Annotated in this window: 29 protein-coding genes; 26 read left to right on the top strand and 3 right to left on the bottom strand. The window is 66.7% G+C overall.

Annotated elements, in window-relative coordinates; all coding sequences use genetic code 11:
* Positions 1-177 precede the first annotated feature (177 nt).
* Positions 178-1,584 (top strand): M81 family metallopeptidase, encoded by a 1,407-nt coding sequence (locus ABFD92_09770; GenBank protein MEN6504815.1) that lies wholly within the window; start codon positions 178-180, stop codon positions 1,582-1,584.
* 50 nt (positions 1,585-1,634) lie between these two features.
* Here the strand turns inward: ABFD92_09770 and ABFD92_09765 are convergent, their stop codons facing one another.
* A complete protein-coding gene (locus ABFD92_09765; protein ID MEN6504814.1) occupies positions 1,635-2,513 on the bottom strand; it encodes a homocysteine S-methyltransferase family protein in 879 nt (292 codons plus the stop codon).
* A 4-nt stretch (positions 2,514-2,517) separates the two neighbouring features.
* Positions 2,518-3,390, bottom strand: a complete 873-nt coding sequence (locus ABFD92_09760) for a tetratricopeptide repeat protein (protein ID MEN6504813.1) — start codon at positions 3,388-3,390, stop codon at positions 2,518-2,520.
* Between the two features lie 746 nt (positions 3,391-4,136).
* Between ABFD92_09760 and ABFD92_09755 the strand changes: the two genes are divergently transcribed.
* The 25 genes from ABFD92_09755 (at position 4,137) to ABFD92_09635 (ending at position 25,396) form a co-directional block, all read left to right on the top strand.
* Complete coding sequence (locus ABFD92_09755) at positions 4,137-4,478, top strand: MerR family transcriptional regulator (protein MEN6504812.1); 342 nt, start codon at positions 4,137-4,139, stop codon at positions 4,476-4,478.
* A gap of 106 nt (positions 4,479-4,584) precedes the next feature.
* Entirely contained in the window at positions 4,585-6,429 is a 1,845-nt protein-coding gene (locus ABFD92_09750) for a FliG C-terminal domain-containing protein (GenBank protein ID MEN6504811.1), read from the top strand.
* Positions 6,426-7,193, top strand: a complete 768-nt coding sequence (locus ABFD92_09745; GenBank protein ID MEN6504810.1) for a FliH/SctL family protein — start codon at positions 6,426-6,428, stop codon at positions 7,191-7,193. Before ABFD92_09750 ends, ABFD92_09745 begins: the two co-directional genes overlap by 4 nt.
* The gene (locus ABFD92_09740) at positions 7,180-8,541 is read left to right on the top strand and encodes a FliI/YscN family ATPase (protein MEN6504809.1); all 1,362 of its coding nucleotides are present in this window, start codon (positions 7,180-7,182) and stop codon (positions 8,539-8,541) included. Before ABFD92_09745 ends, ABFD92_09740 begins: the two co-directional genes overlap by 14 nt.
* Positions 8,513-8,968 (top strand): hypothetical protein, encoded by a 456-nt coding sequence (locus tag ABFD92_09735; protein ID MEN6504808.1) that lies wholly within the window; start codon positions 8,513-8,515, stop codon positions 8,966-8,968. The genes ABFD92_09740 and ABFD92_09735 overlap by 29 nt, the downstream gene beginning before the upstream one ends.
* Entirely contained in the window at positions 8,965-9,189 is a 225-nt protein-coding gene (locus ABFD92_09730; GenBank protein ID MEN6504807.1) for a FliM/FliN family flagellar motor switch protein, read from the top strand. Before ABFD92_09735 ends, ABFD92_09730 begins: the two co-directional genes overlap by 4 nt.
* Positions 9,186-9,815 (top strand): flagellar biosynthetic protein FliO, encoded by a 630-nt coding sequence (locus ABFD92_09725; protein ID MEN6504806.1) that lies wholly within the window; start codon positions 9,186-9,188, stop codon positions 9,813-9,815. Before ABFD92_09730 ends, ABFD92_09725 begins: the two co-directional genes overlap by 4 nt.
* The gene (gene fliP / locus ABFD92_09720) at positions 9,812-10,612 is read left to right on the top strand and encodes a flagellar type III secretion system pore protein FliP (GenBank protein ID MEN6504805.1); all 801 of its coding nucleotides are present in this window, start codon (positions 9,812-9,814) and stop codon (positions 10,610-10,612) included. Before ABFD92_09725 ends, fliP begins: the two co-directional genes overlap by 4 nt.
* 8 nt (positions 10,613-10,620) lie before the next feature.
* Positions 10,621-10,875, top strand: coding sequence for a flagellar biosynthesis protein FliQ (gene fliQ, locus ABFD92_09715; GenBank protein MEN6504804.1), 255 nt, complete (start codon positions 10,621-10,623; stop codon positions 10,873-10,875).
* Between the two features lie 5 nt (positions 10,876-10,880).
* Positions 10,881-11,654, top strand: a complete 774-nt coding sequence (locus tag ABFD92_09710; protein MEN6504803.1) for a flagellar biosynthetic protein FliR — start codon at positions 10,881-10,883, stop codon at positions 11,652-11,654.
* A gap of 84 nt (positions 11,655-11,738) precedes the next feature.
* Positions 11,739-12,530, top strand: coding sequence for an EscU/YscU/HrcU family type III secretion system export apparatus switch protein (locus tag ABFD92_09705; protein MEN6504802.1), 792 nt, complete (start codon positions 11,739-11,741; stop codon positions 12,528-12,530).
* Positions 12,523-14,625: a flagellar biosynthesis protein FlhA gene (locus ABFD92_09700; GenBank protein ID MEN6504801.1), complete on the top strand. Its 2,103-nt coding sequence runs from the start codon at positions 12,523-12,525 to the stop codon at positions 14,623-14,625. Before ABFD92_09705 ends, ABFD92_09700 begins: the two co-directional genes overlap by 8 nt.
* Positions 14,606-15,700, top strand: a complete 1,095-nt coding sequence (locus tag ABFD92_09695) for a GTPase (protein ID MEN6504800.1) — start codon at positions 14,606-14,608, stop codon at positions 15,698-15,700. Before ABFD92_09700 ends, ABFD92_09695 begins: the two co-directional genes overlap by 20 nt.
* The gene (locus ABFD92_09690; protein ID MEN6504799.1) at positions 15,697-16,545 is read left to right on the top strand and encodes a P-loop NTPase; all 849 of its coding nucleotides are present in this window, start codon (positions 15,697-15,699) and stop codon (positions 16,543-16,545) included. Before ABFD92_09695 ends, ABFD92_09690 begins: the two co-directional genes overlap by 4 nt.
* Before the next feature lie 274 nt (positions 16,546-16,819).
* Positions 16,820-17,614 carry a FliA/WhiG family RNA polymerase sigma factor gene (locus tag ABFD92_09685; GenBank protein ID MEN6504798.1) on the top strand — a complete coding sequence of 265 codons (795 nt, stop codon included), beginning with the start codon at positions 16,820-16,822 and terminating at the stop codon, positions 17,612-17,614.
* 217 nt (positions 17,615-17,831) lie between these two features.
* On the top strand, positions 17,832-19,388 hold the full coding sequence (metG, locus tag ABFD92_09680; GenBank protein MEN6504797.1) for a methionine--tRNA ligase: 1,557 nt from the start codon (positions 17,832-17,834) through the stop codon (positions 19,386-19,388).
* A complete protein-coding gene (locus ABFD92_09675; protein ID MEN6504796.1) occupies positions 19,385-19,780 on the top strand; it encodes a Minf_1886 family protein in 396 nt (131 codons plus the stop codon). Before metG ends, ABFD92_09675 begins: the two co-directional genes overlap by 4 nt.
* A gap of 90 nt (positions 19,781-19,870) precedes the next feature.
* Positions 19,871-20,551 carry a deoxyribonuclease V gene (gene nfi / locus ABFD92_09670; protein MEN6504795.1) on the top strand — a complete coding sequence of 227 codons (681 nt, stop codon included), beginning with the start codon at positions 19,871-19,873 and terminating at the stop codon, positions 20,549-20,551.
* A gap of 150 nt (positions 20,552-20,701) precedes the next feature.
* Positions 20,702-21,097: a HEAT repeat domain-containing protein gene (locus ABFD92_09665; GenBank protein MEN6504794.1), complete on the top strand. Its 396-nt coding sequence runs from the start codon at positions 20,702-20,704 to the stop codon at positions 21,095-21,097.
* Positions 21,094-21,546, top strand: coding sequence for an ATP-binding protein (locus ABFD92_09660; protein ID MEN6504793.1), 453 nt, complete (start codon positions 21,094-21,096; stop codon positions 21,544-21,546). Before ABFD92_09665 ends, ABFD92_09660 begins: the two co-directional genes overlap by 4 nt.
* Entirely contained in the window at positions 21,543-21,896 is a 354-nt protein-coding gene (locus ABFD92_09655) for an STAS domain-containing protein (protein MEN6504792.1), read from the top strand. Before ABFD92_09660 ends, ABFD92_09655 begins: the two co-directional genes overlap by 4 nt.
* The gene (locus tag ABFD92_09650; GenBank protein ID MEN6504791.1) at positions 21,896-22,714 is read left to right on the top strand and encodes an ABC transporter permease; all 819 of its coding nucleotides are present in this window, start codon (positions 21,896-21,898) and stop codon (positions 22,712-22,714) included. Before ABFD92_09655 ends, ABFD92_09650 begins: the two co-directional genes overlap by 1 nt.
* 173 nt (positions 22,715-22,887) lie before the next feature.
* Entirely contained in the window at positions 22,888-23,742 is an 855-nt protein-coding gene (locus tag ABFD92_09645) for an ABC transporter ATP-binding protein (GenBank protein MEN6504790.1), read from the top strand.
* A 16-nt stretch (positions 23,743-23,758) separates the two neighbouring features.
* Positions 23,759-24,913, top strand: coding sequence for a hypothetical protein (locus ABFD92_09640; GenBank protein MEN6504789.1), 1,155 nt, complete (start codon positions 23,759-23,761; stop codon positions 24,911-24,913).
* A gap of 75 nt (positions 24,914-24,988) precedes the next feature.
* Positions 24,989-25,396 (top strand): four helix bundle protein, encoded by a 408-nt coding sequence (locus tag ABFD92_09635; GenBank protein MEN6504788.1) that lies wholly within the window; start codon positions 24,989-24,991, stop codon positions 25,394-25,396.
* A gap of 72 nt (positions 25,397-25,468) precedes the next feature.
* Here ABFD92_09635 and ABFD92_09630 read toward each other — a convergent pair whose 3' ends face one another.
* The gene (locus ABFD92_09630) at positions 25,469-26,467 is read right to left on the bottom strand and encodes an AEC family transporter (GenBank protein MEN6504787.1); all 999 of its coding nucleotides are present in this window, start codon (positions 26,465-26,467) and stop codon (positions 25,469-25,471) included.
* Positions 26,468-26,586: the final 119 nt, after the last annotated feature.

Genomic DNA, 26,586 nt, shown 5'->3' with positions numbered 1-26,586 from the left:
ATTGCGGGCGACCACGGATAGAATGACCCCGTAGCACGGGCGTCCCGCCCGTGAGTAGCATGGCCGTCTCGGCCATGTCCCGGTTTGCACGGGCGAGACGCCCGTGCTACTCATGGGCAAGACCTGCCTGCCGGCAGGCAGGTGCCCATGCTACCGCAGTCGACTCCGGAGCTTACTATGCGAATAGCCACGGCGGGCTGGTCTCATGAGACCAATACCTTCTCGACGATGCCGACGCGGTACGAAGACTTCGGCGTTGCCCGGGGAGGCGAGGTTAAAGATGCCGCCTGGCGGCAGATTCTGGCCGACGGCCACGACGTGAAGCAGTTGATGTTCGCCTCGGCGGGCCCGTCTGGGCGCATCACGCGCGACGCGTTCGATCGCATCGCCGGCGAGATGGTCGAGAAGATCGCCGCCGCCATGCCGCTGGACGCGCTGTTCCTGGGGCTTCACGGGGCGATGGAGGTGGAAGAGATCGGCGACGGCGAAGGCGAACTGCTGCACCGCATCCGTGCCGTAACCGGCGATGAGGTCTTCATCTGCGGCACGCTGGACCTTCACGGTAACCTTTCGCCGCGGTTCGTACATGCCTGCGACTTCCTCACTGCGTATCGCACCGCCCCCCATCGAGACTGCGCAGAAACGACCCAGCGTGCCGTGGATCTGATGCAGCACTGCCTTGGCCAGAACGTGCGCCCGGTGACCGAACTGATCAAGCTGCCGCTGCTGCTGGCGGGCGAGTGGGCGGTGACGGAAGTCGAACCGGCCCGGTCGCTATATGCGCGGCTGGAGGAAATCGACCGGGTGCCCGGAATCCTGACCTCGTCGATCCTCATCGGCTGTGCCTGGACCGACAGCCCTGACACGGGCGTCAGCGTGCTCGTCAGCGGCACGGACGCGGCGGCCGTGAAGCGCGAGGCGGCGGGCCTGGCGCGGGAGATCTGGTCGCGCCGCGAGCAGTTCGGTCCGGACGTGCCGGTGGCGGATGTGGACGAGACGATTGCGGCAGCCCTGGCGGCGCCGCAGGCGCCGGTCTTCATCTCCGACAGCGGCGACAATCCCACCGCCGGCGGCGGCGGCGACAGCACCATCATCCTCCAGCGTCTGATCGCCCTGGGCGTCAAAGACGCCATCGTCGGCGGGATCACAGACCCGGCGGCAGTGCAGGCATGCTTCGCGGCCGGCGAGGGCAAGGAGATCGCCCTGGTGATCGGCGGCAAGCTGGACGACACGTTCTGCAAGCCCCTGGCGACCCGCGCGAAGATTATCCGCCTGGTGACCGACAGCGGCGCCTCGGGTCCGCGGGCGCTGGTGGAGATCGGCGGCGTCGAGGTCGTGCTGCAGAGCGATCGCTGGCCGTTCGTGATGGTCTGGTACTTTGAGAAGATGGGCGTGGACGTCTTCAAGAAGAAGATCGCGGTTGTCAAGCAGGGCTATCTCTGGCCCGACGTGCGCGACAACGCCCCGCTGGGACTGATGGCCCTGAGCCCGGGCTTCACCGACCTGCGCCTCGACCGCCTGCCCTTCAAGCACCTCAAGCGCCCGATCTGGCCGCTGGACAAGAAGACCAGTGGTGAGTGGTGAGTGAAAGAGACCAGTGGTGAGTGGTGAGTGGTGGGTGGTGAGTGAAAAACTCACAACTCACAACTCACCACTTTTCTCACCGCCGCTATGTGCCGCGGGGTGGTTCCGCAGCAGCCGCCCAGGAAATTGGCGCCCGCTTCGATCAGCCCCGCGGCGGCGGCTGCGAAATCCTGAGGATTCATCGGGAAGAAGGTCTTGCCATCGGGTCCGCGCTGGGGCAGTCCGGCGTTGGGCTTGATCCAAATCGGCAGGTCGCCGGCTGCGCGAAAGAGCCGGGCGACCTTGAGAAATCCTTCCGGACCGGCGCCGCAATTGGCGCCAACGGCCGCGGCGCCGCACTCGGCGGCCAGCGCGGCCAGATCGCCCGGTGAATTGCCCATCATCGTGGAGGTTCCGTCGGGGCCGGAGGCGAAGGTCATCGACGCCACCACGGGCAGGTCCACCGCCCCGCGCACGGCGCGAAGGGCCAGGGCCATCTCGTCGAGTTGGGCGAAACTCTCGAGCAGGATCGCGTCGACGCCGCCCTCGGCCAGCGCAACGGCCGCTTCGGCGAAGGCCGCCGAGATGTCGGCCTCGGGCGCCTCTTGCATCATGACGATCTTGCCGGTGGGTCCCATCGAGGCGAAGACCTTGACGCGGGCGCCGGCTTCGCGGCGGCTGATCTCCGCGCCCGCGCGGGCCAGTTCGCCGGTGCGCTCGCCCAGACCGTGTCCGGCCAGGATGAAGCGGTTGGCGCCGAAGGTATTGGTGAGGATGACGTCAGAGCCGGCCTGCACGTAGGCGCGTGCGACCGCCGCGACGGCGGCGGGGTTCTCGACGTTCAGCAGTTCGGGCGAGGCGCCGGCTTCGAGACTGGCGTTCTGAAGCTCGGTGCCCCAGGCGCCATCGCTGATGCGGACGGTCTTGGCGAAAGTTTTCAGATCAAGCATGAGGTTACGGCTCCTTGGGTCGCGGGGCGGCTTGCAGTTTTGCCCGCACGTTTTGCTGGTCGCTGTTGAGCGATAGCGACCGCGTCCACGCCTGGCGGGCCTGGATCAGAAAGTGTTCTTTCTGCGTCGATTGGTACACGGTCATGTGCAGGTCGCCCAGGTACGCCCAGGCGGCGGGGTCGGAGGAGTTCAGCCTCGTCACGCGCGACGCGGCCATGATCGCCCGCCCGTAGCTGCCGGCGGCCTGGGCGGCGACGGCGTAGTTCTTCCAGGTGTCGATGTCGTCGCCTTGGAGCGAGGCGGCCTTGCCGTAGGCCTCCATCGCGCCCTCGCTGTCGCCCAGATCGGTCAGCACCTGGCCGAGGATCGCATACGCTGACGGAAGCGAGTCGGTGCGGCTGACGACGCCCTGAAGATGATGGCGGGCCTCGTCGAGCTTGCCCTGGGCCGCCAGGATCATCCCCAGGTTGTAGCGAGCCCGCACGTCGTCGGCGTTCTGCCGCAGCAGGAGGAGGAACTCCTGCCGGGCTTCGTCGAAACGCTCCAGACGCGACAGCGCCACCGCCAGGTTAAACCTCGCCGTGCGGTCGTTCTCGCGCAGGGCCACAATGCGCCGGTACGTCAACATCGCCGGCAGATTGTCGCCCCCTGCCGTCAGCGTCGTCGCCAGGCCGCACAGGGCGTCATAGTCGTCGGGATGGCGCTCGAGCATTCGCCGGAACGCCGCTTCGGCCCCGCGCAAGTTTCCTGCCGCCAGTGCCGCGTCACCCTCGGCAATATCAAGATCGACGCTGGGACCCGATGCGGCCCGGGTCGTGGCCGCCTTGGGCAGGGGCAGATACTCCTGCTTGCCCGCTGAAATCCGTGCCGCTTGCACCCCCCGCGTAGCGGGGGCGGTAGCAGGGGACGGACCTGAGACCCTCTTGGCCTGCAACGCTGCCGGCGGCTTTCCGCCCCTGTTGCCCGACACGGGCCGGGCAGGCTGCGGATTTGACGCCGCCGGGCGTGACACGGCCGTTGGAGCGGAAGGGGGGGAGGGCGCCTTTCGGCATCCGCCCAGACCCGCCGCCGCGGCGAAGGCAATCACGATGGTCAAACGAAGGCAGTGCATGGGCAACATTGTACCGAGAAAACGGCCGCCATGGCGACATCGCGTTTTTCTTTCGGCAGGGGTGACTTAGCCGCTGAGGTCGCTGAGGACGCTGAGGAAAACCGGCAAGGAATGATGGAATGATGGAATAACCGGCGGGTGGCATGGCGACACACGTTTCTGTTCTTCGTAGGTCGCCATGAAGGGTTGGCGCACGTCCACGGCGACCCGCTGAACAACGCGTCGCCATGCCACACGGCTTCCGGATGGGTTCGGTACCCCAACATTCCAATATTCCAATATTCCAATATTCCATCATTCCATTTCTGTCTCTCACCTCAGCGTCCCCTGCGACCTCAGCGGCTAATATCCCCCCGCCAAATCGGGGCGCACCGGCAGGAGGCAAGTCGCCGGGAACATTTTTTCAGATTTTCTAAAGATTTTTGGGTTGCTGCTTCACCGCGGCCACTATACATTTTGCAAAGCGTAAAAAGCGGTAGCCGGTCGACGCGAGGTTGGCACTTGAGACTTTTATGGATGCGATAGACACAAATCCGCAGACGCCTGCCGGTAGCTCCTCGGGCGACGCGGCCTCTGACGCCGGCGCGGTGACTGCGACGCGGTGCGACGGACGGCGGCGGCCGCCCAAGGTGTATCGCATCAGCGAACTGGCGGACTATCTCGGCGCCAGCCGTCAGACGATTCACAACTACACCGCCATGGGGCTGCTGCAGGAATGCGGCTGGACCCGCGGCGGGCACCGGCTCTATGACGAGTCGGCGTTCGAGCGGTTGGATTCGATTGAAAAGTTGAAAGCCCAGGGCATGAAGCTCGGGCAGATTCGCCAGCGGCTTTCGACATCGCCGGCGACGTAACGCTCTGTCAAGGATGATCGAGCGGTGGCACAGGCTTTCCAGCCTGTGACGATCACAGCCTTGAAAGGCTGTGCCACCCAGTACAGCGGTCATGGAGGACCGCCCAGTGAAGGTGTTTCACAAGCTCTGGTTGAGGCTCAAGGCCCAGGCGTCGGTCACCGGACGCATCTGGCAGGGCGCTGCCGCTGCGCTGGCGGTGCTGGCCGTGGCGGGGGGCATCTGGCTGATGGCCAGCGACGCCGCCCCGCAACGCAAAGCCGTCTTCGCCCAGCCTCTGCCAGCCGAGCACGTCAAGAACGCCGCGGGCATGCTTGCCGGAGGGGGCATCGAGTGTCAGATCGTCGGCGGGCGGTTGCTCGTGCATCCCGACTCGCTCGCCGCGGCGCGGAAAATTCTCATCGACGCCTCGCTGACCCCGCAGGACCTGGCCGCCCAGGCCGCCACCGCCCAGGAAGACATCTGGCTCTCGGAGTCGCAGCGCGCCCAGCGAGCGGCGGCCGCCAAGGCCGACCGGCTCGCACGCCTGATCGGGCAGTTCCCCGACGTCGAGTTTGCGGAGGTTCTCTTCGAGCCCGCCCAGCCGGGTAAGATCGGTCAGCCGTCCGTCTCGGCCACCGCGGCGGTCAATCTGCGCATGCGGGCCCAGTCGCGCATGACAGCGCAGCTCGTCAACGCCATCGCCGACCTGTTGTCCGGAAGCATCGCCGGGCTCGATCGCGCCGCCGTCCGAATCATCGACCAGCGCGGGCGCAGCTACGCGGCCGGCGACGAGACGCTCATGCAGGAAGACCGCCTGGCCAATCGCGCCCGCGTGAGCGACTACTGGCAGCAGCGCATCGCCGGGGCCTTGACCTATGTCCCCGGTCTGACCGTCACGGTTCAGGTGGCGCCCGAGGGCGAGTCATGCACCGCCGCGTCGCTGCTGGCGCCGCGGAGCTACTTTGAGACCATCGCCCGCACACGCAATCTCGATCTCCAGCAGGTCACGCGCGACGAACTCGCCCGCATCGCCGCGGCCGCGGCACGCATCATCGGCGCCGACGCCCGGGCCGTCATGGTTGATTCCTACACTGACGCCTTGTCGGACGAAGCGCTCGCCGCGGCGTTTGTCGGCCACTCTCAGCCGCGTCGCGGCGCCTGGGCCATCGCCGCCTCGGCGGCGCTCGTGTTGGCCGGCGCCGGCTGCGCCGTGGCCGTGCTGCGCCGCCGACGGCGCCGCCCCAAAGCAGCCAGCGCGAGCGAACAGCCCCCATCGCCCGCAGAGCATGGTTCGGCCGACGACGGCGCCATTCGCCGTCTGGAGCGTCTGGCCGACGACGATCTGCTGTGGGTTCTGGCCTCGGAGCAGACGCAGACCATCGCCATCGTGCTGTCGCGCATGAGTCCGCGGCGGGCGGCGGCCGTCCTGGCGGCGCTCGACGGGCCCGTCGCCCGACAGGTGGTGATGCACCTGGCGCGTCCGCCGGCAGTCGACGAACGCACCGTGCAGGACGTGCTGGCCACGCTGACCGACCGCCTCAACGCCCTGCACACGCCGCAGGGGCAAGGCCAGGCCGTCATCCGTGAGATCCTTACTCACGCCGACGGCGCCTCCGGCGGGGCGGTGATGCAACTGGTCGCCTCATCGCAGCCGCAACTGGCGCGCAACATCCGCCGCGACCTGCTGGCCTTTGAAGACCTCGGACTCGTCGGCGACGACGAACTCCGCGACGCCCTGGCGACGCTCGATCCGCAGGTGCTGGCCGTAGCGCTGCGCACGGCAGGTCAGGTCGTTCGCTCGAAGATCTTCCACTGCCTGGGCAGCCGCGCGACGCGGGACCTGCGCCGCCAGATGGACACCCTGCCGCCGGTGCGCCTCAGCGAAGTGGAAGCCGCCCAGGACCACGTCGCCCGCGCGGTGCGCCGCTGCGGCACCACGACCGACGAAGCACAGGAGGCCGCCGCCACATGAGCGCCTCCAAGACAGCCTGGATCATCCGCGCCGCCGCCTGCGACGCCGGCGATGCGCCCGAACTGTCCCTGCCGGACTTCGAGGCCCAGGGCAAGCAGATTCTCGACCAGGCCCGGGCAGAGGCCCAGCGGATTGTCGTCGCCGCCCAGGCCCAGCTCGAGTCGGCACAGACCAACTACAACCGCAGCGCCTACGAGCAGGGTTTCCAGCGAGGGCAGACCGAAGGATACGCCCACGGCCTGCGCCAAGCCGCCCAGAAGAGCCAGTTGCGAATGTCCGCCCTGGCCCAGGCGGCGGGCAAGATCGTGGACGAATTGGTCGCGGCCAAGACGCAGACCCTGCAGGACCGCCAGGAGCAACTGCTGCTGTTCGCTATCGAGCTGGCGCGGCGAATCGTGGGCGAGGTGGCGGCTGTCGACATCGGCGCGGCGCTGGTCAACCTTCGACGGGCGATGGAACGCTCCAGCGACGGCGACGAAATCATCGTGTGCGTCAATCCCGCGCAACTGCCTGCGTTGGAGCAGGAAGCACTGCGCCTGTGGCGCGAGCTCGGCCGCGCCGGGCGAGTCAGGCTCCAGGGCGACGAGTCCATCGCCGCCGGCGGCGCCCGCGTGCTGACGCGCTGCGGGGCGGTCGACGCGACCATCGAAACGCAACTGCGGCGAGTCGCCCAAGCGCTGCTCGGTCGCGCTGTCGAGCCTCAACAGAACATGACCGGCCAGTACATCGCGGCCGCGGATTCGAAAGTGCATGCAGATATTTGAACGACAATCCGAAGCCCTGGACCGCATCGAGCCGGTGGACGTCACCGGTCGCGTGGAGGCGGTGCGCGGGCTGACGGTCAGCGTGGCGGACTTCGCCGTGCCGCTGGGCGCCGGCTGCCGGATCGCCTGCGCCGGCGGAGGACTCGAGGCGCGGGTGATCGGCTTCGACGGGCGCAGCACGCTGGTGATGCCGGCTGGCGCCATGACGGGGATCCGCCGCGGCGACCTGGTGCATTGCACCTTCGCTGAGCAGACCGTTGGCGTGTGCGAAGGCCTGCTTGGTCGCGTGCTCGACGGTCTGGGGCGCTGCATCGACGGCAGAGCCGCTCCGGCCGCGGCCATGCCGCAGAGCCTGTGGCCGCTGCCCATCGCCCCGCTGTCGCGGCGGGGCATCGACGCGCCGCTGCCCACCGGCGTGCGAGCCATCGACGCGATGCTCACCGTCGGCCAGGGCCAGCGCATGGGCATTATCTCAGGCAGCGGCGTGGGCAAGAGCGTGCTGTTGGGCATGATCGCCCGGCGCGCCGTCGCAGACGTGACGGTGGTGGCGCTGATCGGCGAGCGCGGCCGCGAGGTGCGCGAGTTCGTCGACAAGGAATTGGGCTCCGACGCCCTGAAGCACTGCGTGGTGGTGGCATCGACCAGCGACGAACCGCCGCTGCTGCGCGTGCAAGCCGGCGCCGTCGCCACGGCGGTGGCCGAGTACTTCCGTGACCGCGGCGCCAACGTGCTGCTGGTGATGGACTCGCTGACGCGCCTGGCCGCCGCCCAGCGGCAGATCGGGCTGGCCGCCGGCGAACCCGCCACCGTGCGCGGATACACGCCCAGCGTCTTCAACCTCCTGCCGCAACTGATGGAGCGCTGCGGACGCACCGCCGCCGGATCCATCACCGGTTTCTACACCGTGTTGGCCGAAGAAGGCGACGCCGGCGACCCGCTGGCCGACGCCGTCCGCGCCGTGGCTGACGGGCACATCCACCTGACGCGAACGCTGGCCAATCGCGGGCACTGGCCCGCTATCGACATCGTCACCAGCGTCTCGCGCGTGATGGGCGAGGTGGCTTCAGCAGAACATCAGTCCGCCGCCGCCCGCGTGCGGCGGATGGTCGGGCTGTACCGCGAGGTCGAGGAACTGCTCAACCTGGGCGTCTACCAGGCCGGGGCGAATCCGCATTTTGACGAGGCGATCGCCGCGCAGGATGAGATCGACGCCTTCCTGCGCCAGGGCGTGGGTGAGCAATGCGATTTTGCCCAGACGACGGCTGAACTGCAGCAACTGGTCTTCGCCGGCCAGCCGCAAGAAACAGGAACGTACCGCGATGATCGACCGACGCACGCAGTGTGCTGACATGCTGGTGCGGTTTCGCCGCCGGGGGCAAGACGAGGCCGCCGCGGTCCTGGCGCGCGCGTACCGCGACCTGACGTGCCTGCGGAACCGGCTGACGGATCTCGATGCCTCGCTGGAAGAACAGGACGCCGCAGCGCGGCGAAGCCTGCTGTCCGGCGCCGGCGCAGGCGTGCCGGCGGGATACCGCGCCAGCGTAAGCGAGATTCGTGCCCAAACGGGCGCGCTGCAACAGCAGGCCCGCAGCGGCGAGAGCTCGCTGGTCCGCAGCCGCAAGAAGCTTCTCGACGCCGTCCTGCTGGTGCGGACCGCCCGGGCGCTGGCTGACCGCCGCCGCAGGCAGCAACGCCTGCGCGACGCGGCGATAGCCGCGGCCGCGGATGACGAAGCCTACGCGGCCCGGCGACCGGCCGGGGAGACGCTGCCATGAAGACGCTTGAATCGCAAACGGCTATGCGCATCGACCTGGGCGGGGCGTGGACCGATGCCGCCGCGCTGCGGCGCCTGGCGGAAGGATCGATCATCACGCTCGATACCGCCGCGACGGGAGCGGTCGAGATCTGCTGCGAAGGGCAGCCGATGGCCGTCGGGTCGCTGGTGAGCGTGCAAGACCGCCTGGGCGTGCGGATAGACGGCGTGAGAACGACATGAAGAGATCAGAGAAACAACAAGACGCGGGCGAGACGCCCGCGACACGCGCGGACGGGACGTCCGCGACACGGGGCATGGGCGAGACGCCCATGCGACTCACGGGCAAGATGCCCGTGCTACCGGCGGGGTGCCATGACGGCCGTTTCTCAGCCGCCATGTCCCTGATCGTCGCTGCAGCGATCATCCTTCTTGCCGTGGTCGCTCCCGCAGTCGCCCAGAGCGCCCCGGCGACAGCCGACGTTTCCACCCGCCCGCTGCAGTCGATCGAGGACCGTCCTATCGGCAACAGCGCCGCCCCGGCGACGGAGTGGGACCTGCTGCGGACGGCAGGGGCGCTGGCGGTGGTGATCGCGCTGATCCTGATCATTCGCTCGGTCATGAAACGCATGGGTGGGCCCAGGGTCGGCGGGCGCGGCGGCGCGGTCATCGAGATCGTCGGCCGCCGCGGCGTGACGTACCGCCACCAGGTGATCCTGGTTCGCATGGGCCGCCGCCTGGTGCTGGTGGGCATTGGGCCCGAGCAGATGACCACGCTGTCGGAAGTGACAGACCCGGATGAAGTGGCGGCGCTGCTGGGAACCGCGACGACGCAGACGGTGGCAGAAAAACCCGCTGAATCGAAATGACCTTAAAGACGAACATTCTGGCGGTGGTGGTGCTGGCCGGGGCGCTGTTTGCGCCGCAGTCGGCGCCTGCCGCGCCGCCCGCGACGCCGCACGCAGCGACCGCACCCGCCAGCGGCGTTACCCTCCCGAGCCTGTCGAGCCCGCAGGATGCGGGCAACGCCCTCAAGTGGGTCGCCCTGGTGACGGTGCTGTCGGTCGCTCCGGCCGTGGCGATCCTGATGACCTGCTTTACGCGGATCGTCGTGGTGCTGGGGCTGCTGCGACAGGCGCTGGCGACCAACCAACTGCCGCCCAACCAGGTGCTCTTCGGTCTGTCGCTGCTGATGACGGTGGTGGTCATGGCGCCGGTGTACTCGGCGGTCTATCGCGATGGCATCGAACCGTACCTGGCCGGCAGGGCGCAGGGCGAGGCCGCCCTGGCCGCCGGCGCGGCGCCGGTGCGGACGTTCATGATCCGCCAGATCGAGGCCGCCCGCAGCCAGAACGACGTGGTGCTGTTCCTGGACGCCAAACAGGCCGAGGCCTCGCGGGTGGGCAAGCTGACGTGGAAGGACGTGCCGACGCCGGCGGTGATCGCCGCGTTTGTCGTCAGCGAGCTCAAGACCGCCTTCTGGATCGGCTTTCGCGTGTACCTGCCGTTCCTGGTGGTCGACCTGCTGGTGGCGTCGGTGCTGACGTCGATGGGCATGCTGATGATGCCGCCGGTGATGGTCTCGATCCCGTTCAAGCTGCTGCTGTTTGTGCTGGCCGACGGATGGCACCTGGTCGTCGGCACGCTGATGCAAAGTTTCGCGTAAGGAAAACGATGGACGCCGCCCATGCAATGGATCTGGCCCGCGAGGCCCTGAAGGTGACGCTGGTCGTCGGCGCGCCCATGCTCGTGGCCACGCTGGTGATCGCCCTGGTGGTGAGCCTGCTGCAGGCCGCCACGCAGATCCAGGACCAGGCGTTGACCTTCGTGCCCAAGCTGATCGCCGTGGCGGTGACGGCCGCACTGGCCGGGCACTGGATGCTGACGCGGTTGATCGATTTCGCCAAAGTGATGTTCGGGACGGGATGATGGATTTGTCGCAGTACACAATCTGGGGCTGGACGCTGGCGCTGCTGATGGCCCGCATCGGCGGGTTGTTCGTGATCGCGCCGGTCTTCAGCAGTTCCGTGCTTCCGGCCCGCCTGCGATACCTGCTGTGCGTGGCCTTGGCCGTGGGCGCCGCGGCGCAGATCGCCGCGCCGCTGGCCATGCCCGCCTCGCTTGGCGCGGGGCTGGTCGCCCTGGCCGTCGAGGCACTGATCGGGTCGGTGATCGGCCTGGCGGCCCGAATGCTGCTGGCGGGAGTCGAAGTGGCCGCCGCGCTGATCGGCCAACAGATGGGTCTGACGCTGGGGCAGGTGTATTACCCCGACGCCGAGGCCGGCGAGGGCGGCAGCGACCCGCTGACGCGCCTGATGTACCTGCTGGGCGTGGTGGTGTTCCTGGCCGTCGGCGGACACCGCGGGCTGCTCAGCGGGGTGATGGGCACGTTCACCGCCGTCGCGCCGGGTGCTATCGGCAGCGGGCAGGGAATGCTGACCATCGCCCTCTCGGTCCTGGCGGCGTCGTTCGTCATGGCCATCAAGATCGCCGCCCCGGTCGTGGTGACGCTGCTGGTGATCGGCGCGGTGCTGGCCGTGCTCGGCCGCACCATGCCCCAACTGAACCTCCTGACCGTCGGCCTGCCCGCCCAGGCGCTGGTGGGCCTGGTGGCCCTGGCCGGAGGGCTGGCGCTGATGCTGCCCATGATCGAACGCGGCGCGGACATGCTCGGCGCCAAAGCCGCGCAGCTCGCCGCCGGCGGGTGAGGAAGGAACGGATGAGTGGATGAATGGATGAATGGATGCAGCAACTATCAACCATCCATTCATCCAACCATCCAGGATATTTGAATGAGCGACGACACGACATCCCGGACTGAGATGCCGACGCCCCTGCGGCTGCAGGAGGCCCGGCGGCGCGGACAGGTTGCGCGCAGCGCGGACCTTTCCTCCGCCGTGGTCGTCTTTGGCAGCTTGATGTTGCTGATGGCGCTGGCGGGCCCGCTCACCGGCGCGCTGAAGGAGATGTTCGCCGCGTGCCTGCACTCGGCGGGCGCCGGCGCCCCCAGTGCGGCTGCGGCGATGGAGATACCCGCCCTTGGCGAGGTGCTGTGGTTGGGCGGGGCGTTGTGCGTGGCCGCAGCGCTGCTGGCGGTGGGGGCGGGGATGGGGCAGGTCGGGCCGCTGATGACGAGCGAACCGCTCAAGCTCGACCTGTCGCGCCTGGGCGTGATGAAAGGTCTGCGCGGGCTATTCGGCCGCCGGTCGATCGTGCGCCTGGGATTGGGTCTGGCCAAGACCACAGCCGCCGGCGTGATGGCCGGGGCGGCGCTATTCTCGGCGGGCGCGGGGGGTGCTCTGCCGCCGGGCGGCAGCACCGACGAGATTGCCTCGTGGGGCGGCTCGACGGTCCTGAAGATCGCCATGCGCGCCTCGGCGGCGCTGCTGGCGCTGGCGGTGGTGGACCTGTTCTATCAGCGATGGCAATTCCGCCAGGATCTCAAGATGACGCGGCGCGAGTACCTCGACGACATGCGGAAGATGGAAGGCGATCCACAGATCCGCCTGGCCCGCCGCAAGGAAATGAGCAAGCGCCGCGGATGGGCGTCGCTGCGACGGGTGAGGGAGGGCGGCAATGGCTGACTTGAACGACACCATGAACGGCGCGGCGCGGGTGCTGGCGCGATATCGCGGGCTGCTGCTGCCCGGCGGCGCCGCCATGATGGTGCTGGTGCTGCTGGTGCCGCTGCCGCCGCTGCTGATGGACGTGCTGCTCTCGGCCAACATCGCCCTCTCGGCGATCATCCTGATGACGGCGATCTCCGTGCATAGCCCGCTGGAGTTCAGCGTGTTCCCGTCGGTGCTGCTGGGGGCCACGCTGCTGCGACTGGTGCTCAACATCGCCACGACGCGGCTGATCCTGACCGCCGGGGCCGGCGGGGCGGATATCGAGACCGCCCGCATGGCGGCCGGGCACGTGGTCTGGTCGTTCAGCCAGTTCGTCACCAGCGGCAGCCTGGCGGTGGGCGTGATTTTGTTTGCGATTATCGCGGTGGTGCAGTTCGTGGTGATCACCAAGGGCGCCGCCCGCATCAGCGAAGTGGCCGCCCGGTTCGTACTCGACGCCATGCCCGGAAAGCAGATGGCCATCGATGCCGACGTCAACGCCGGCACCATCGACGAGGCCCAGGCCCACCAGAGGCGGCGCAAGATCGCCCGCGAGGCCGACTTCTACGGCGCGATGGACGGCGCGTCCAAGTTCGTCCGCGGCGACGCGGTGGCGGCGGTGGTCATCGTGCTGGTCAACATCGGCGGCGGGCTGTACGTGGGCATGGTCCAGTACTCCTGGGGATGGGAGCAGACGCTGGATTTGTTCACGCGGTTGACCATTGGCGACGGACTGGTCGCGCAGATCTCGGCGCTGCTGGTCAGCGTCGCGGCGGCGCTGATCGTCTCGCGGAGCATGGACCGCACGAACTTTGCCGAGCAGGTGATCGGACAGTTGATCGCCCGCCCGATTGCCCTGGCGGTGACGGCAGGGTTCCTGGCGGCGCTGATGCTGACGCGTCTGCCGAAGGTGCCGCTGCTGCTGATGGGGGCCGGGTGCGCGGGTCTGGCGCTGCTGCTGTCGCGCCGGCGGGTGCTGCCCATCGCCGGCGCCTCGGGCATCTCCACCGTTTCCAAACCCGCCGCCGACGAGAAGGAGCTCAAAGGTCTCCTGGCCGTCGAGGCGATGGAACTGGACCTGGGCTTCGCCCTGCTGTCGCTGGCGGACAAGAGCCGCGACGGCGACCTGCTGGACCGCCTGGCTACCCTGCGGCGCGACGTGGCGCTGGAGCTGGGGCTGATCGTTCCGGCCATTCGCATCCGCGACGACATGCGCCTGCGGGCGCACGAGTACGTCGTCAAGATCCGCGGCGCCCGCGTCGCCGGCGGAATGCTGTATCCGGGGCAATTTCTGGCGGTGGCGGCAGGGGCGACGAGCGGCCAACTGCTGGGGCGTCAGACGATCGAGCCGGCATTCGGCACGGCGGCGGTGTGGATCGCGCCCGACCAGGCCGCCGCGGCCGAGGCGCTCAACTACACGGTTATCGAGCCGGTCGACGTCCTCATGACGCACCTGGGGCAGATGATCCGCATCCACGCCGCCTCGCTGCTGACGCGTCAGCAGGTGGCGGCCACCGTCGAGTCCCTCCGCGGCAGCGCCGAGGCGCTGGTCAAAGAAACGCTGGCCAGGCTGCCGCTGGCCCGCATTCACAAGGCCCTGCAGCATCTGCTGGGCCAGGGCGTTTCGGTACGCGACCTGGAGACGATCCTCGAAGCCCTGGCCGAGCGACCGGTCGAGGAGCCCATCGAAGAAGCGTGCGATTACATCCGTCGCCAACTGGGCCCGGCGCTGTCGCAACAGTACTGCGCCGCCGACGGCGCGCTGTGGTGCCTGTGCCTGGACGAGAAAACCGAGCAAGCCGCCGCCCAGGAACTCGGGCGCGGCGGCGGGGTGCTCTCGCCGGCTTTGGCCGAGACTCTCGCCCAGGCGGTTTCGGCTGGCGCGAGCCGGTTGCGAGTGGGGGGGCACCGTCCGGTGGTGCTGTGCCGACCAATGCTGCGCAAGGCCCTGGCCGGCGCGGTGGCGACGGCGGTCCCCGCGGCGGTGGTTCTGGGATACGACGAAGTGTCCGGCGTGCAGGTGCAGCCGGTGACGATCACGGAAGATAATTATGAACGCGAAGAATTATAAAGCAGCGACGATGGCCGAGGCTCTGGCGGCTGTCAAAGGCGACCTGGGGCGCGACGCGGTGATCCTGCGGACGCGCCGCTGCCGCATCGGCGGATGGATGGGCATCGGCTCGCGCCGGGCGTGGGAAATCACCGCCGCTCCGCACAGCGGAGACCTGGCGCCCCTGACCGGCGTGTACGCCAGCGACGCCCCCGCCCCGGCCGGTCCGCTCGAAGGGCAGATCGCCGAGATCAAGATCCTCGTCGAGCAACTCGCCCGCCGCCCCGCGTCGGCGGCGGCGCAACGCCCGCTGGTGCTGCAGAAATTGCACGACCACCTGCTGGCGCAGGATGTCGAGGCGGCGCTGGCCGCGGAACTGATCGACCAGACCGCCCGCGACCTGACCGGACAGCAGATGCAGGATGAATCCGCCGTCCGCACCGAACTGCGAAAGCGAATCGCCGCGCGCATCCGCACCGCCCCGCCTGCCGAGAGCGCCGCCGGCCCGAGAGTCATCGCCTTTGTCGGCCCTACCGGCGTGGGCAAGACCACCACCATCGCCAAGCTCGCCGCCAACTTTAAAATCGCCCAGCACAAGAGCGTCTCGCTGATCACGATCGACACCTACCGCATTGCGGCTGTCGATCAGCTCAAAACTTACGCCGACATCATCGAGGTGCCCATCCAGGCGGTCCTGAGCCCAACGGAAATGCGCCGGACCATCAAGGCCGCCACGGCCGCCGACGTCATCCTCATCGACACTACCGGTCGCAGCCCCGGCGACCAGCTCCGCCTGGGGCAGCTGCGCAGCTTTCTGGACGCCGCCGAGGCCGACGAGGTACACCTGGTCGCCTCGGCCACCGGCAACCAGGCCGCCACGCGCCGGGCCGTGGAGAAGTTCGCCCAGATCGGCGCCAACCGCCTCACGCTGACCAAGCTCGACGAGGCCGTCACGTACGGCCTGGTGCTCAACATGGTCGAGGCCAGCAAGGCCCCGCTGAGCTACACGACGTTCGGCCAGGAAGTGCCCGACGACATTGCCCCGGCCAAGGCCGACCGCCTGGCGCAGATGATCCTGGGCGAGGTGCTCTCATGAGCGAGCAGGTCGATCAAGCCCAGCGCCTGCGCTCGCTGATGCAGCAGCGCCGCACGCACACCATCGCCGTCGCCAGCGGCAAGGGCGGCGTGGGCAAGAGCTGCATCGCCGCCAACCTGGCGATCCTGATCTCCGCCGCCGGCCACCGCGTCGCCCTGGTCGACGCCGACCTGGCGCTGGCGAACCTCGACATCATGCTCGACGTCGAGGCCGCCTGCGACCTCTCCCGCGTCATCGAAGGCGCCGGACATCTCGCCGACGTGGTCATGAATCTGCCCTGCGGGCTGCAGTTCGTCCCCGGCGCCAGCGGCCTGCCGCGCCTGGCCGACCTGAGCGCATTCGACCGCGCCAGACTCATCGAGGAACTCTCCGCCCTCGAAGCCGACAACGACGTCGTCGTCATCGACTGCGGCGCCGGGATCGGACCGGAGGTGCTGAGCTTCGCCGCCGCCGCCGACACGGCCGTCGTCGTCACCACGCCCGAGCCCACGGCCGTCACTGACGCCTACGCGCTGATCAAAGTTCTCACGCGCGCCAACGCGGCGTGCGCCATGACGGTGGTGACCAACCAGGCGCGGAACGCGGCCGAAGGGCACGCCACCTGCTCGCGAATCGCCGCCGTGGCCAAACAGTTTCTCGACGTGCATGTCGCTGAGGGCGGCTACGTCGTCAGTGATCTGAAGATGTCCCAGGCCGTGCGGCAGCGACAACCGCTCGTCCTGGCGTACCCGCAGTGTGCTGCCAGCCGCTGCTTGGCCGACGTGGCGCGGGCGCTGTGCAGCACGCGCCTGGAAGACGTGGGGCGCGAAGGTTTCTTCCGCCGCGTGGCGGGGTGGCTCAAATGAGACACACGTGTGCCATGACGACAGCAAGGGTGCATTGCGGACCGTCGAGACGACGAGTCGTGAAAATTTTGTAAAAAACCGCTTGACGTAAGATGGACAACATATATAATATGCACAGTCTAAACAATATGGGTAAGGTATTCCGCACAGCGAAAAAAATGTCATATTTTCCTAAGATAATGTCATCGAGGGACTTGATGATCGTGCATCGCACTGATACCATCAGCAGTCGCATGGCCAAGGACGGCCTGGGCATTGATGGAAGGAGCCTATCATGCCGGCAGTAACACGGAAGAAGTTGTCTCCAGAGCAACTCGAGCACTGGTGGAAGCAATTCAGAAAAACTTCTGATGAGGAATCGCGCAACCAGTTGCTGGAGTATTACCTGCCGCTGGTGAAGTACACCGCCGAGCGCGTCTACACCAAGTTGCCCGAGGAGGTAGACGTCGACGACCTGATCTCGGCGGGCATCTTCGGGCTCATGGATGCGCTGTCGGCATTCGATCCGGCGCGAGGCGTCAAGTTCGAGACGTACTGCAGCCCGCGCATCCGCGGAGCCATTCTCGACGAACTGCGGTCGATGGACTGGGTCCCGCGCCTGGTTCGCAGCCGCGCGCACAAGCTCAATCTCGCCACGCGCGAGCTCGAGGCCACGCTCGGTCGCGCGCCCACCAGCTCTGAACTGGCCAAGCGCATGAAGCTCTCGATGAGCGAGTTCGACAAGGTCAAGCGCGACGCCGCGACGGTCGGGCAGGTTTCGCTCAGCCGCAAGTGGTTCGAGACCGACTCGAGCAAGGACGTGCGCGAGATCGACGTCCTGGAAGACAAGCGCAGCGACGACCCGCTCCACGTCGCCCAGGGCAAGGATATCAAAGACCTCCTGACCCGAGGACTCAGCCGCGCCGAACGCCTCATCATCGTCCTGTACTACTACGAAGAGATGACGATGAAAGAGATCGGGCAGACCCTCGATCTGTCCGAAAGCCGCGTCAGCCAGATGCACTCGGCCGTCCTCGACCGCCTCAAGGGGCAACTGGAAAAACGCAGAAAAGAATTGCAGCCGGCATAACGACATCGCCAATTTCTGATCTGCAATTTCCCGCTGGAAGACCGCCGCGAAACCGGACGCGAATTGGAAATCGCAAATTGGAAACTGGAAATAGATATTGAGTGAGTGCAGCCGCCTTGCCGCGTGAGGCGCCGGTTCTCCGGCGCCTCACGTAAGCAAGCGGCAACGGACTGTTTGTCCTTGATTTCCGGCGAACTTTAGCGACGATCAAGTCACCATGAGCAAGACCTACTACGTCACCACGCCGATCTACTACGTCAACGACGTGCCCCACATCGGGCACTCGTACACGACTATCGCCGCCGACGTCCTGGCGCGGTTCTTCCGCAGCCAGGGACGCGACGTGTTCTTTCTCACCGGCACCGACGAACACGGCATCAAGATCGTCAAGGCCGCGGCCGAGAAGAACATGACCCCCGCCGAGCTGAGCGACCAGGTGGTGGTCGGGTTCCGCCAGCTCTGGCAGGACCTGAACATCTCCAACGACGACTTCATCCGCACCAGCGAGCCGCGCCACGAGAAGCGCGTGCAGGAGCTGATCTCGCGCCTCGTCGCCCAGGACGAGATCTACCCGGGCAAGTACGAGGGCTGGTACGACGAAGGGCAGGAGGAGTTCGTCACCGAATCGACCGCCCGCGACAACCAGTACAAGAGCGCCATCAACGGCAAACCGCTGGTGCGCTACAGCGAGACGAACTATTTCTTCCGCCTGGGCAAGTGGGTGCCCAAGCTGATCGAGCACATCGAGGCCAATCCGACGTTCGTGCAGCCCGACTCGCGCCGCAACGAGGTGCTCAGCAAGCTGCGCCAGGGCGTCGAGGACCTGTGCGTCTCGCGATCCAAGGCCAAGCTGCCCTGGGGCATCGACATGCCCAACGACCCCTCGCACGTCGTCTACGTCTGGATCGACGCGCTGAGCAATTACTACACCGCCCTGGGCCTGCCGGAAATCGGCGACGACTACGACGGTCGCAACGGGCGATTCTGGCCGTGCGACGTACACCTGATCGGCAAGGACATCCTGTGGTTCCACGCGGTGTATTGGCCGTGCGTGCTGATGGCGCTGGACATTGAGCTGCCCAAATCCGTTTTTGCCCACGGGTGGTGGACCAGCGAAGGGCAGAAGATGTCCAAGACGCTGGGCAATTTCATCTCGCGCGACGAGATCGCCCGCCTCTGCGGCGAGTACTCGCGCGACGTCTACCGCTATTACCTGCTGCGGGCGGTGGGCTTCGGGGCAGACGGAGATTTTTCGCTCGAGCAGTTCCGCGAAAGGTACAATACCGAACTGGCCAACGGCGTGGGCAACCTGCTGTCCCGGACGGTCAACATGATCGCCAAGTATTTCGCCGGCCAGGTGCCCCCGCCCGCGACGCCCCCGGCAGAGGCCGGCGATATCGTCGCGGCCGCCGAGGCGATGACCGCCTCCGCCGAGGGGCTCATGGAAGCCTGCGCCTTCCACGCGTATATGGATAAGATTCAGGCGATCGTGTCCGCGACCAACCGGTTCATCGAGGTGACCGAGCCCTTTAAGCTGGCCAAGGACCCCTCGCGGCGCGAGACCCTGGCGGCGATCCTGCGGTCGTGCGCCGAGGCGGTCCGGATCATCCTGCTGTACCTCCAGCCGGTCATGCCCGAGGCCGCCGCGGCAGGGCTGGTGCAGTTGGGCGCCGCCCCGGCGGCGGGCACGCTGGCCGAGCAGGGGCGCTGGGGCCTGCTGGGCGATGACGTGAAAGTCGGCGCCTTCCAACCGCTGTTTCCGCGAAAGCAATGAGCGACGAGCCAAAAAAGTCGATGGACGACGTGATCCTCGCCGACGGGCGATACCCGCTCGAAGCCTTTCGCTTTCTGCACGAAGGGCTCGAACAGGCCGTCGAGAAAGTTCATGGCGGAACAAGCGGCTCGCAGGGGCAGCACCACGTTACCGGGCGGCAGATGTGCGAGGCGCTGCGCGACCTGGCCGCCCAGCGATGGGGCATGCTGGCCCCGCTGGTGCTGGGGCGGTGGAACATCAAGTCGACCCTCGATTTCGGTCGCATGGTCTATCTGCTCATCGAGCATCAGTTCATGAAGAAGACCGCCGAGGACAGCCTGGAAGATTTCAGCGATGTCTTCAACCTGCCCCACGCCTTCCGCGACGTCGACACGTTCAAACTCAAATCCTGAACTGCCGGCGCGGCTCTTGCCCTTTGGCGGCGATCGTGCAGGGAGTTCAATCTGAAAACATCTGGGCCGGCAGGTTCGTCTTAAATAGAAATGTCTTTTCACCGCTGGAATATCTCGCCCCGGCAAGCCATCGCCCTGCAGCGCCGCCTGGCGCGGCGGGTGATCGCCGAGCCGCTGGCCGCCCCTGTGCGAACCATCGCCGGGACGGATTGCGCATTTCTGGATGATGGCAGAAAGATCGCGGCCGTGGCGGTGCTGTGCGACGCTCGGACGCTGTCGCCGCTGGCGTCGGCTGTGGAGGTCCGGGCGTGTACGTTTCCGTACGTGCCGGGGCTGTTGAGTTTTCGCGAGGCTCCTGCCGTGATCGCGGCCATCGAGAAGTTGCCGCAGCGGCCGGATCTGTTGATGTGCGACGGGCAGGGGATTGCCCATCCGCGAGGGCTGGGGCTGGCCAGCCACGTCGGGCTGCTGCTGGATCTGCCGACCATCGGCGTGGCCAAGAGCCGCCTCTGCGGCGAGCATCGCAAGAGCGGCCTCAAGCGGGGCAACCGCGCGCAACTGATCTTCGACGGCAACAAGGTCGGCGTGGCCTTGCGCACCCGCGACGGCGTCAACCCGCTCTACATCTCCGTCGGTCATCGCATCACGCTGGAGCAGGCGATCCGCTGGACGCTCCGCGCCAGCCGCTTCCGTCTGCCCGAACCGACCCGCCTGGCGCACCAGACCGTCAGCCGCTTCAAGAAGACCTGCCCTCGTGGCGCAGATCTGTAGAGATATCTCCGCCGCCGCTTGCGGCTTGGCAGTTTCTCGGCCGAACAACTGCTAAGCCGCAAGCGGCAGAGTCAATCAGGTCATTGCAGCGGCGGGCGGATCGCCTATAATCATCCGGACTGCCGGATTCTTACGGCACGGGATCGGCCGATGAGAATGAACCTATCGAATGTCGCAGTGCTTCTGCTGTCGTCGCTGCTGGCGGCCTTCAGCGAAGGCTGCACGCCCCCTCAGGAAGACCTGGCGGCTCGGTTCCAGAGCGACGACCCGCAGGTGCGCATCGAGGCCATCCGCGAGGCGGGCAAGACGAAGAACCCGGCGGCGGTGCCTTTCCTGATCGACCGCCTCAGCGACAGCCAGATGGACATCCGGCTTTTCGCGATCATGGCGCTTCGCGACATCACCGGTCAGACGCACGGATACGAGGTGTATGAACCGGCGCCGCAGCGGGCGGCGGCCGTTGCCCGCTGGCGACAATGGTTAGCGGGGCAACCCGGCGGGCCAAGCCGTGCGCCCCTGACGCAACCGGCGGCGGGACGGCGATGAAGATACCGCCCAACAAGCCCATTCGCCTGACGATCCTGTCCGTGCCGGCGCACGTGCCGGTGGCGCGGGCGGCGGTCGAGCGCTTCTGCAAGGCGATGAAAATCGACGAGCAGACGACCGGGCAGATCGCCCTGAGCCTGGACGAGGCGCTGGCCAACATTATCAAGCACGCCTACGGGGGGCGAGCCGACGGGCTGATCGAGATCGAGCTGATGCCGCTGCTGAGCGACGGTCTGCCGCCGGCGCTGCAACTTCGCCTGCGAGACCGGGGACGGCATGTCGCCCCTGCTAGAATTCGCTCTCGGGACCTTGATGACGTGCGCCCCGGCGGCCTGGGTGTACATATCATCCACCAGTACATGGACCGGATCGACTACGAAAAGGCCGAAGGAGGGGGAACCGTGTTGACCATGCTCAAACGCCTTGGGGGCAACGGAGGGAACTCATGAAGAAGGACGCGCAAAAACAGACCGTCGCCGACGTGCGGTGGCAAGGGCGGGCCGCCGTGGTGGCGGTCAAAGGGGAGATCGACCTCTCGTGCAGCAGCGAGTTCCAGAACTCCCTGCTGGACCTGCTCAAGGACAAGCCCGAAAGCATCGTGGTGGACCTTTCCAGCGTGCCGCACATGGACTCCTCGGGCATCGCATCACTGGTCAAGCTGCTGGGCCGCAGCCGCAAGGTTTCGGTTCCGGTGCGCCTGGCGGGGCTTCAGAAGCGGGTGCAGAGCCTTTTCGAGATCACGCGGCTGGACCGGGTCTTTGAGATCTATCCCGGCGTGAAGGAGGCCTTGGCGACGTAATGGCCCCAGCGGCAGGAAAGAACCCGGTGCGATCGCTCGGCGCCGCCGTGCTGGCGGGGTTCAGTTACGCCGGCGGCATGGCGTTGTTGCTGCTGGAAAGCGCCGTGGCGATGGCGCGCGGGCTGGTGTCGGCCAAGCAGCCCTTCAGCTACGGCGCCGCGGCGGGTCAACTGGTGCGCGTGGGGGCCCGGAGCATTCCCATCGTGCTGCTGGTGCAGGGGTTCATCGGGGTGATCCTGTCGCTGCAGATGGCCCCGCCGCTGCAACCGTGGGGGCAACTGGACAAGATCGCCAGCGTGATCGGCGTGGCGGGGTTCCGCTTCCTGGGCCCCATCATCACCGGCGTGGTCATCAGCGGGTTCGGCGGGGCGTCCATCGCCGCCGAACTGGGCACCATGGTGGTCTCGGAGGAGATCGAGGCCCTCCGCGCGATGGCGCTCAACCCGATCCGGTTCCTGGTCGTCCCGCGCATCCTCGCGACGTTCGTGGCGATGGTGCTGCTGACGATCATGGCCGACATCATGATCGCCCTGGGCGGATACGCCGCCGCCCGACTGGTGCTGCCTTCGGCCGCCTATGCCACCTACTGGAAGACGATGCACGACACGCTGCAGTACCACGACCTCTGGGCCGGGCTGATCATGGCGGCGGTTTTCGGCCTGCTGATCAGCCTGATCGCCTGCTACGAAGGGCTCAAGGTCAGCGGCGGCGCCGAGGGCGTCGGGCGCGCGACGACGAACACCGTCGTCAAGTCGATCGTGGCGATCATCGGCTCGGCGTGCGTGTTCACGATGGTCTTTTATATGTACGGATGGTGATTTGGATTTTTGATTTCGGATTGCGGATTAGGTCCTTGGGTGCCATGGCGGCCGTTCCTCAGCCGCCATGCCCGGTGCGGTCGGGGACATGGCGGCTATAAAACGACCGCCATGGCACCCGGTAAGTTGCGCCGTAGATAATCCGCAATCCGAAATCCGCAATGGATGAGCTAATGGAACCGGCCCCTCACGACAGCCCGCCGCCGCTGATCCGGATCAGCGGCCTGGTTTGCAGCTTCGGCAGCCGCACGGTGCTGCGCGGGGTGAACCTGGAGGTTTTCGCCGGCGAGACGATGGTCGTCATGGGGCCTTCCGGTTGCGGCAAGAGCACGCTGCTGCGGAACATCATCGGTTCGGCCACGCCCGACAGCGGGCGCGTCGAGCTATTCGGCAGCCACGTGGCGCAACTGGGCGAGGAGCAGATGGACGCCCTGCGTCTGCGGTTCGGGATCCTGTTTCAGTCCGGGGCCCTGCTGAACTCGATGACCATCGGCGAGAACGTGGCCCTGCCCCTGCGCGAGCACACCGACCTCGACGAGGAAACCATCGAGATCATGGTTCACATCAAGCTCGAGCTGGTGGGCCTGCGCAAGGCGGTCGACCTGATGCCCTCGCAGCTTTCGGGGGGCATGAAGAAGCGCGCCGGTCTGGCGCGGGCCATCGCTTTGGACCCGGAAATTCTGTTCTACGACGAACCCTCCGCCGGGCTCGACCCGGTCACCAGCGCCGAGATCGACCACTTGATGATGGACCTGGCGCAGAAACTGGGCGTCACCAGCGTCGTCGTCACGCATGAGATGGACTCGGCCTTCAGGGTCGCCGACCGCATGGCGCTGCTCGACAACGGCCGCATGCTCAAGGTCGGCACGCGGGGCGAGTTCGAGGCGATCCGCGACGCCAGGCCCAACGGCGAGCACGATAACGACCTGATCCGCCAGTTCCTCCGCGGGGACCATCAAGGCCCCATCACGGACCGGCGGATGGGCGAGGAATACGAACAAGACATCCTGCGTCTGGGCGGCGCGTGAGACCGAGGAGAGCGTAATGCCAGCCAAGAAACATAATGAACTGATCGCCGGGCTGTTTGTGTTGGCGGCGATGGCGGCGCTGGTGGGCATCCTGATGTGGCTCGGCGCCGGCAGCATGTTCGTCGAGCCGGCGGGGCAGTCGGTGTTCTACGCCGACGTCTCGGCCGGCAGCGTCGGGCTGATCGTCGGCAGCCAGGCCAAGATCAACGACGAGACCATCGGGACCGTCTCGCGCATCGAGTACCACCCCGAGCAGAAGCGAACGCTCTATTTCGTCGACGTGTGGAACAAGGACCGCATGGTACATGCCGACGGAACGGCCATGGTGCCCACCGTGCTGGTCGGTCAGCCGCCGCTGGTCATCACCGACCGCGGCAGCGACGCGGCTCCCCTGGCCGACGCCAATCATCCCGTCGAGGTCAAGGGGCTGCTCGATAAGGCCATGAGCAACATCGAGGCCGCCACCGCCGACGTGCGAAAGATCGCCCACTCGCTGCAGCGCGAACTCGACCCGGCCGATAAGCAGAGCGTCATGGGACAGACCAAGGACGCCGTCACGCACATCAACAGCGCCGCCACGGACCTCACGCGCATCACCACCAACATTCTTCCCGAGACCGATCCCAAGAAGAAGGGATCGACCATGGCCAACATTCATGACGCCGCCGCCTCGCTGGCGCAGATGACGGCCTCGATCGAGGCGCTGTCCAAGAAGGACCTCGGCGCGATCCTGACGTCGGTCCGCAAGGCTTCGGAAGACCTGACGAAGATCACGGGCGACTTCACGGCGGTCTCGGGGCAGACGCGCAAGATCGTCGATTCCAATTCAGACAACGTCAACGAGATCGTCGACAATCTCGCCCGCATGTCGACGAGCCTGAAGATCGCCGGCGAGGAAGTCCGCCGCAATCCCTGGCGGCTCTTCCATAAGCCCGACAAGGACGAACTGGCCCGGCAGAACTTCTATGACGCCGCCCGCGCCTTCGCCGCCGGCGCCGGCGAACTCGACCAGGCCGCCGCCAAGCTCGCCGCCCTGCTCAAACAGCACCCCAAAGGCGCCCCGGCCGACGACCCGCAAGTCAAACAGGTGCGCGAAACCGTCGCCAAAGCGATGCAACGGTTCAAAGAGGCCGAGGACTTCTTCTATCAGGAGCTCAAGAAAGGACCGTAGGCCTTGGCGAAGACAAAACCGACGACGAGGACGACGACGACGACGAGGACGAAAACGACGTGATTGTGGGCAGCGATGATGACAACAAGCGCTGAGCATATTCCGAATCTGGACGTGAAACTCGATCACGAGAAGCTGGATGTGTATCAGTTGGCCCTGCGCTATTGTGCCTGGACTCAGGATCTGATTGACGAATTGGACAAGAAGAACAGGTACCGCGGCCGGCACATTAAAGACCATATTGACCGAGCCAGTCTATCTATCTTGCTCAACACGGCCGAGGGTAATGGCAAGCGTCAGAAGCAGACTCGATCAAAGTTCTTCGACGATGCCCGCGGTTCTGCTACCGAATGCTCCGCGTGCCTGGATTCTTTGGTAGCAATCCGATGTTGTCCACTCGGGCGGGTTAAAGAAGGAAAGATGATGCTGTTGCGAATCGTTTCGATGCTGACCAAGTTAGTCCAACTATTCTCAAGCGATTAGCGGCGACAAATACAGATCGTCCTCGTCGTCGTCCTCGTCCTCGTCGTCGGTTGTTTCTTTCTTCCAACGCGCCTATATCATCGCGACGACAATCGCCAGTGACACTGCCGACATCAGCGTGCTGATGACGATTCCCGCCGCCGAGAGCGGACCGTCGCCGTCAAGCTGTTCGGTCAACACATACGTCGCCACGGCTGTCGGGCAGGCCAGGAAGATCAGCGCCACCGCTCGCTGATCGGCGTTGAGGCCCAGCGCGCCGGCCAACAGCACTCCGACGGCTGTTCCGACGCCGACCTTGATGCCCGCGGCCAGGGTGGCCGGAATGATGCGTCCGCGAAGGGGCGTCGAGACCAGAGCCCCGCCGACGCACAGCAGCGCCAGCGGCGAGGCGAAGACCCCCGTGCTGGTCAGAGTCTTGTCGATGACGCGCGGAACGGCCAGGCCGGCGTGTTCATGCACCAGCGCCACTATCGCCCCGGCCACGCACGCCAGGATCAGCGGGTTGATGGCGATCTGCACGAGCATGTGCTTGAGCGTGGCGCCCATGTTCTTGTGCCGCCCCGCCGACAGCACGATCACTGCCAGCACGTTGTAGAAGAGCATCAGGGCGCTCATGACCAGAGCGGCCGTGCCCGCGACGGGGTTCTCGCCGGCGGCGGTTCGGGGAAAGGCGCTGGCGATCACGGCCAGCCCCACGTACGCCAGGTTTCCGCGGAACGCGACGTGTACGAACGAACCGAGCATTCGCCGGTCCATGCGCATGGCGATCGCCAGCACCATCGCCGCGGCGGCACAGGCGAGCATGCCGCCGGCGCCGACCAGGAGCGGGCCGGCCGCCTCAGCGGAGAACGACCGCTTGGCGATGCCCTGGAACAAGACGATCGGCAGGCCCACCCAGTACACCAGGCGGTTGGCCTGGATAAGCATCTCGCCGGACATGAAACCGCTCTTTCGCAGGGCGGCGCCCAGGGCGATGATCAGAAACACCGGGCCCAGGATGTCGAGCACGTTCCACATGGCGTAGCCGGCGTCAGGGTGGGAACCGGGAGTCGGGAACCAGGAACCGGGCAAAGCCGTCTTTCCCTTGGTCCTGATTCCCGGTTCCCGGTTCCCCGTTCCCATGTCCTGAAAATACAAAGCCCACAGGCAGCCGCGCCAAAGATTGGGGCCGCCCATGGGCTTTGATCGGT

The sequence above is a fragment of the Planctomycetaceae bacterium genome (assembly GCA_039680605.1).
In the GTDB taxonomy this organism is placed as follows: Bacteria; Planctomycetota; Phycisphaerae; order SM23-33; family SM23-33; genus JAJFUU01.
The sequence above is the reverse complement of the archived record's forward strand: the minus strand, read 5'-3'. Positions and strand labels throughout refer to the sequence as shown.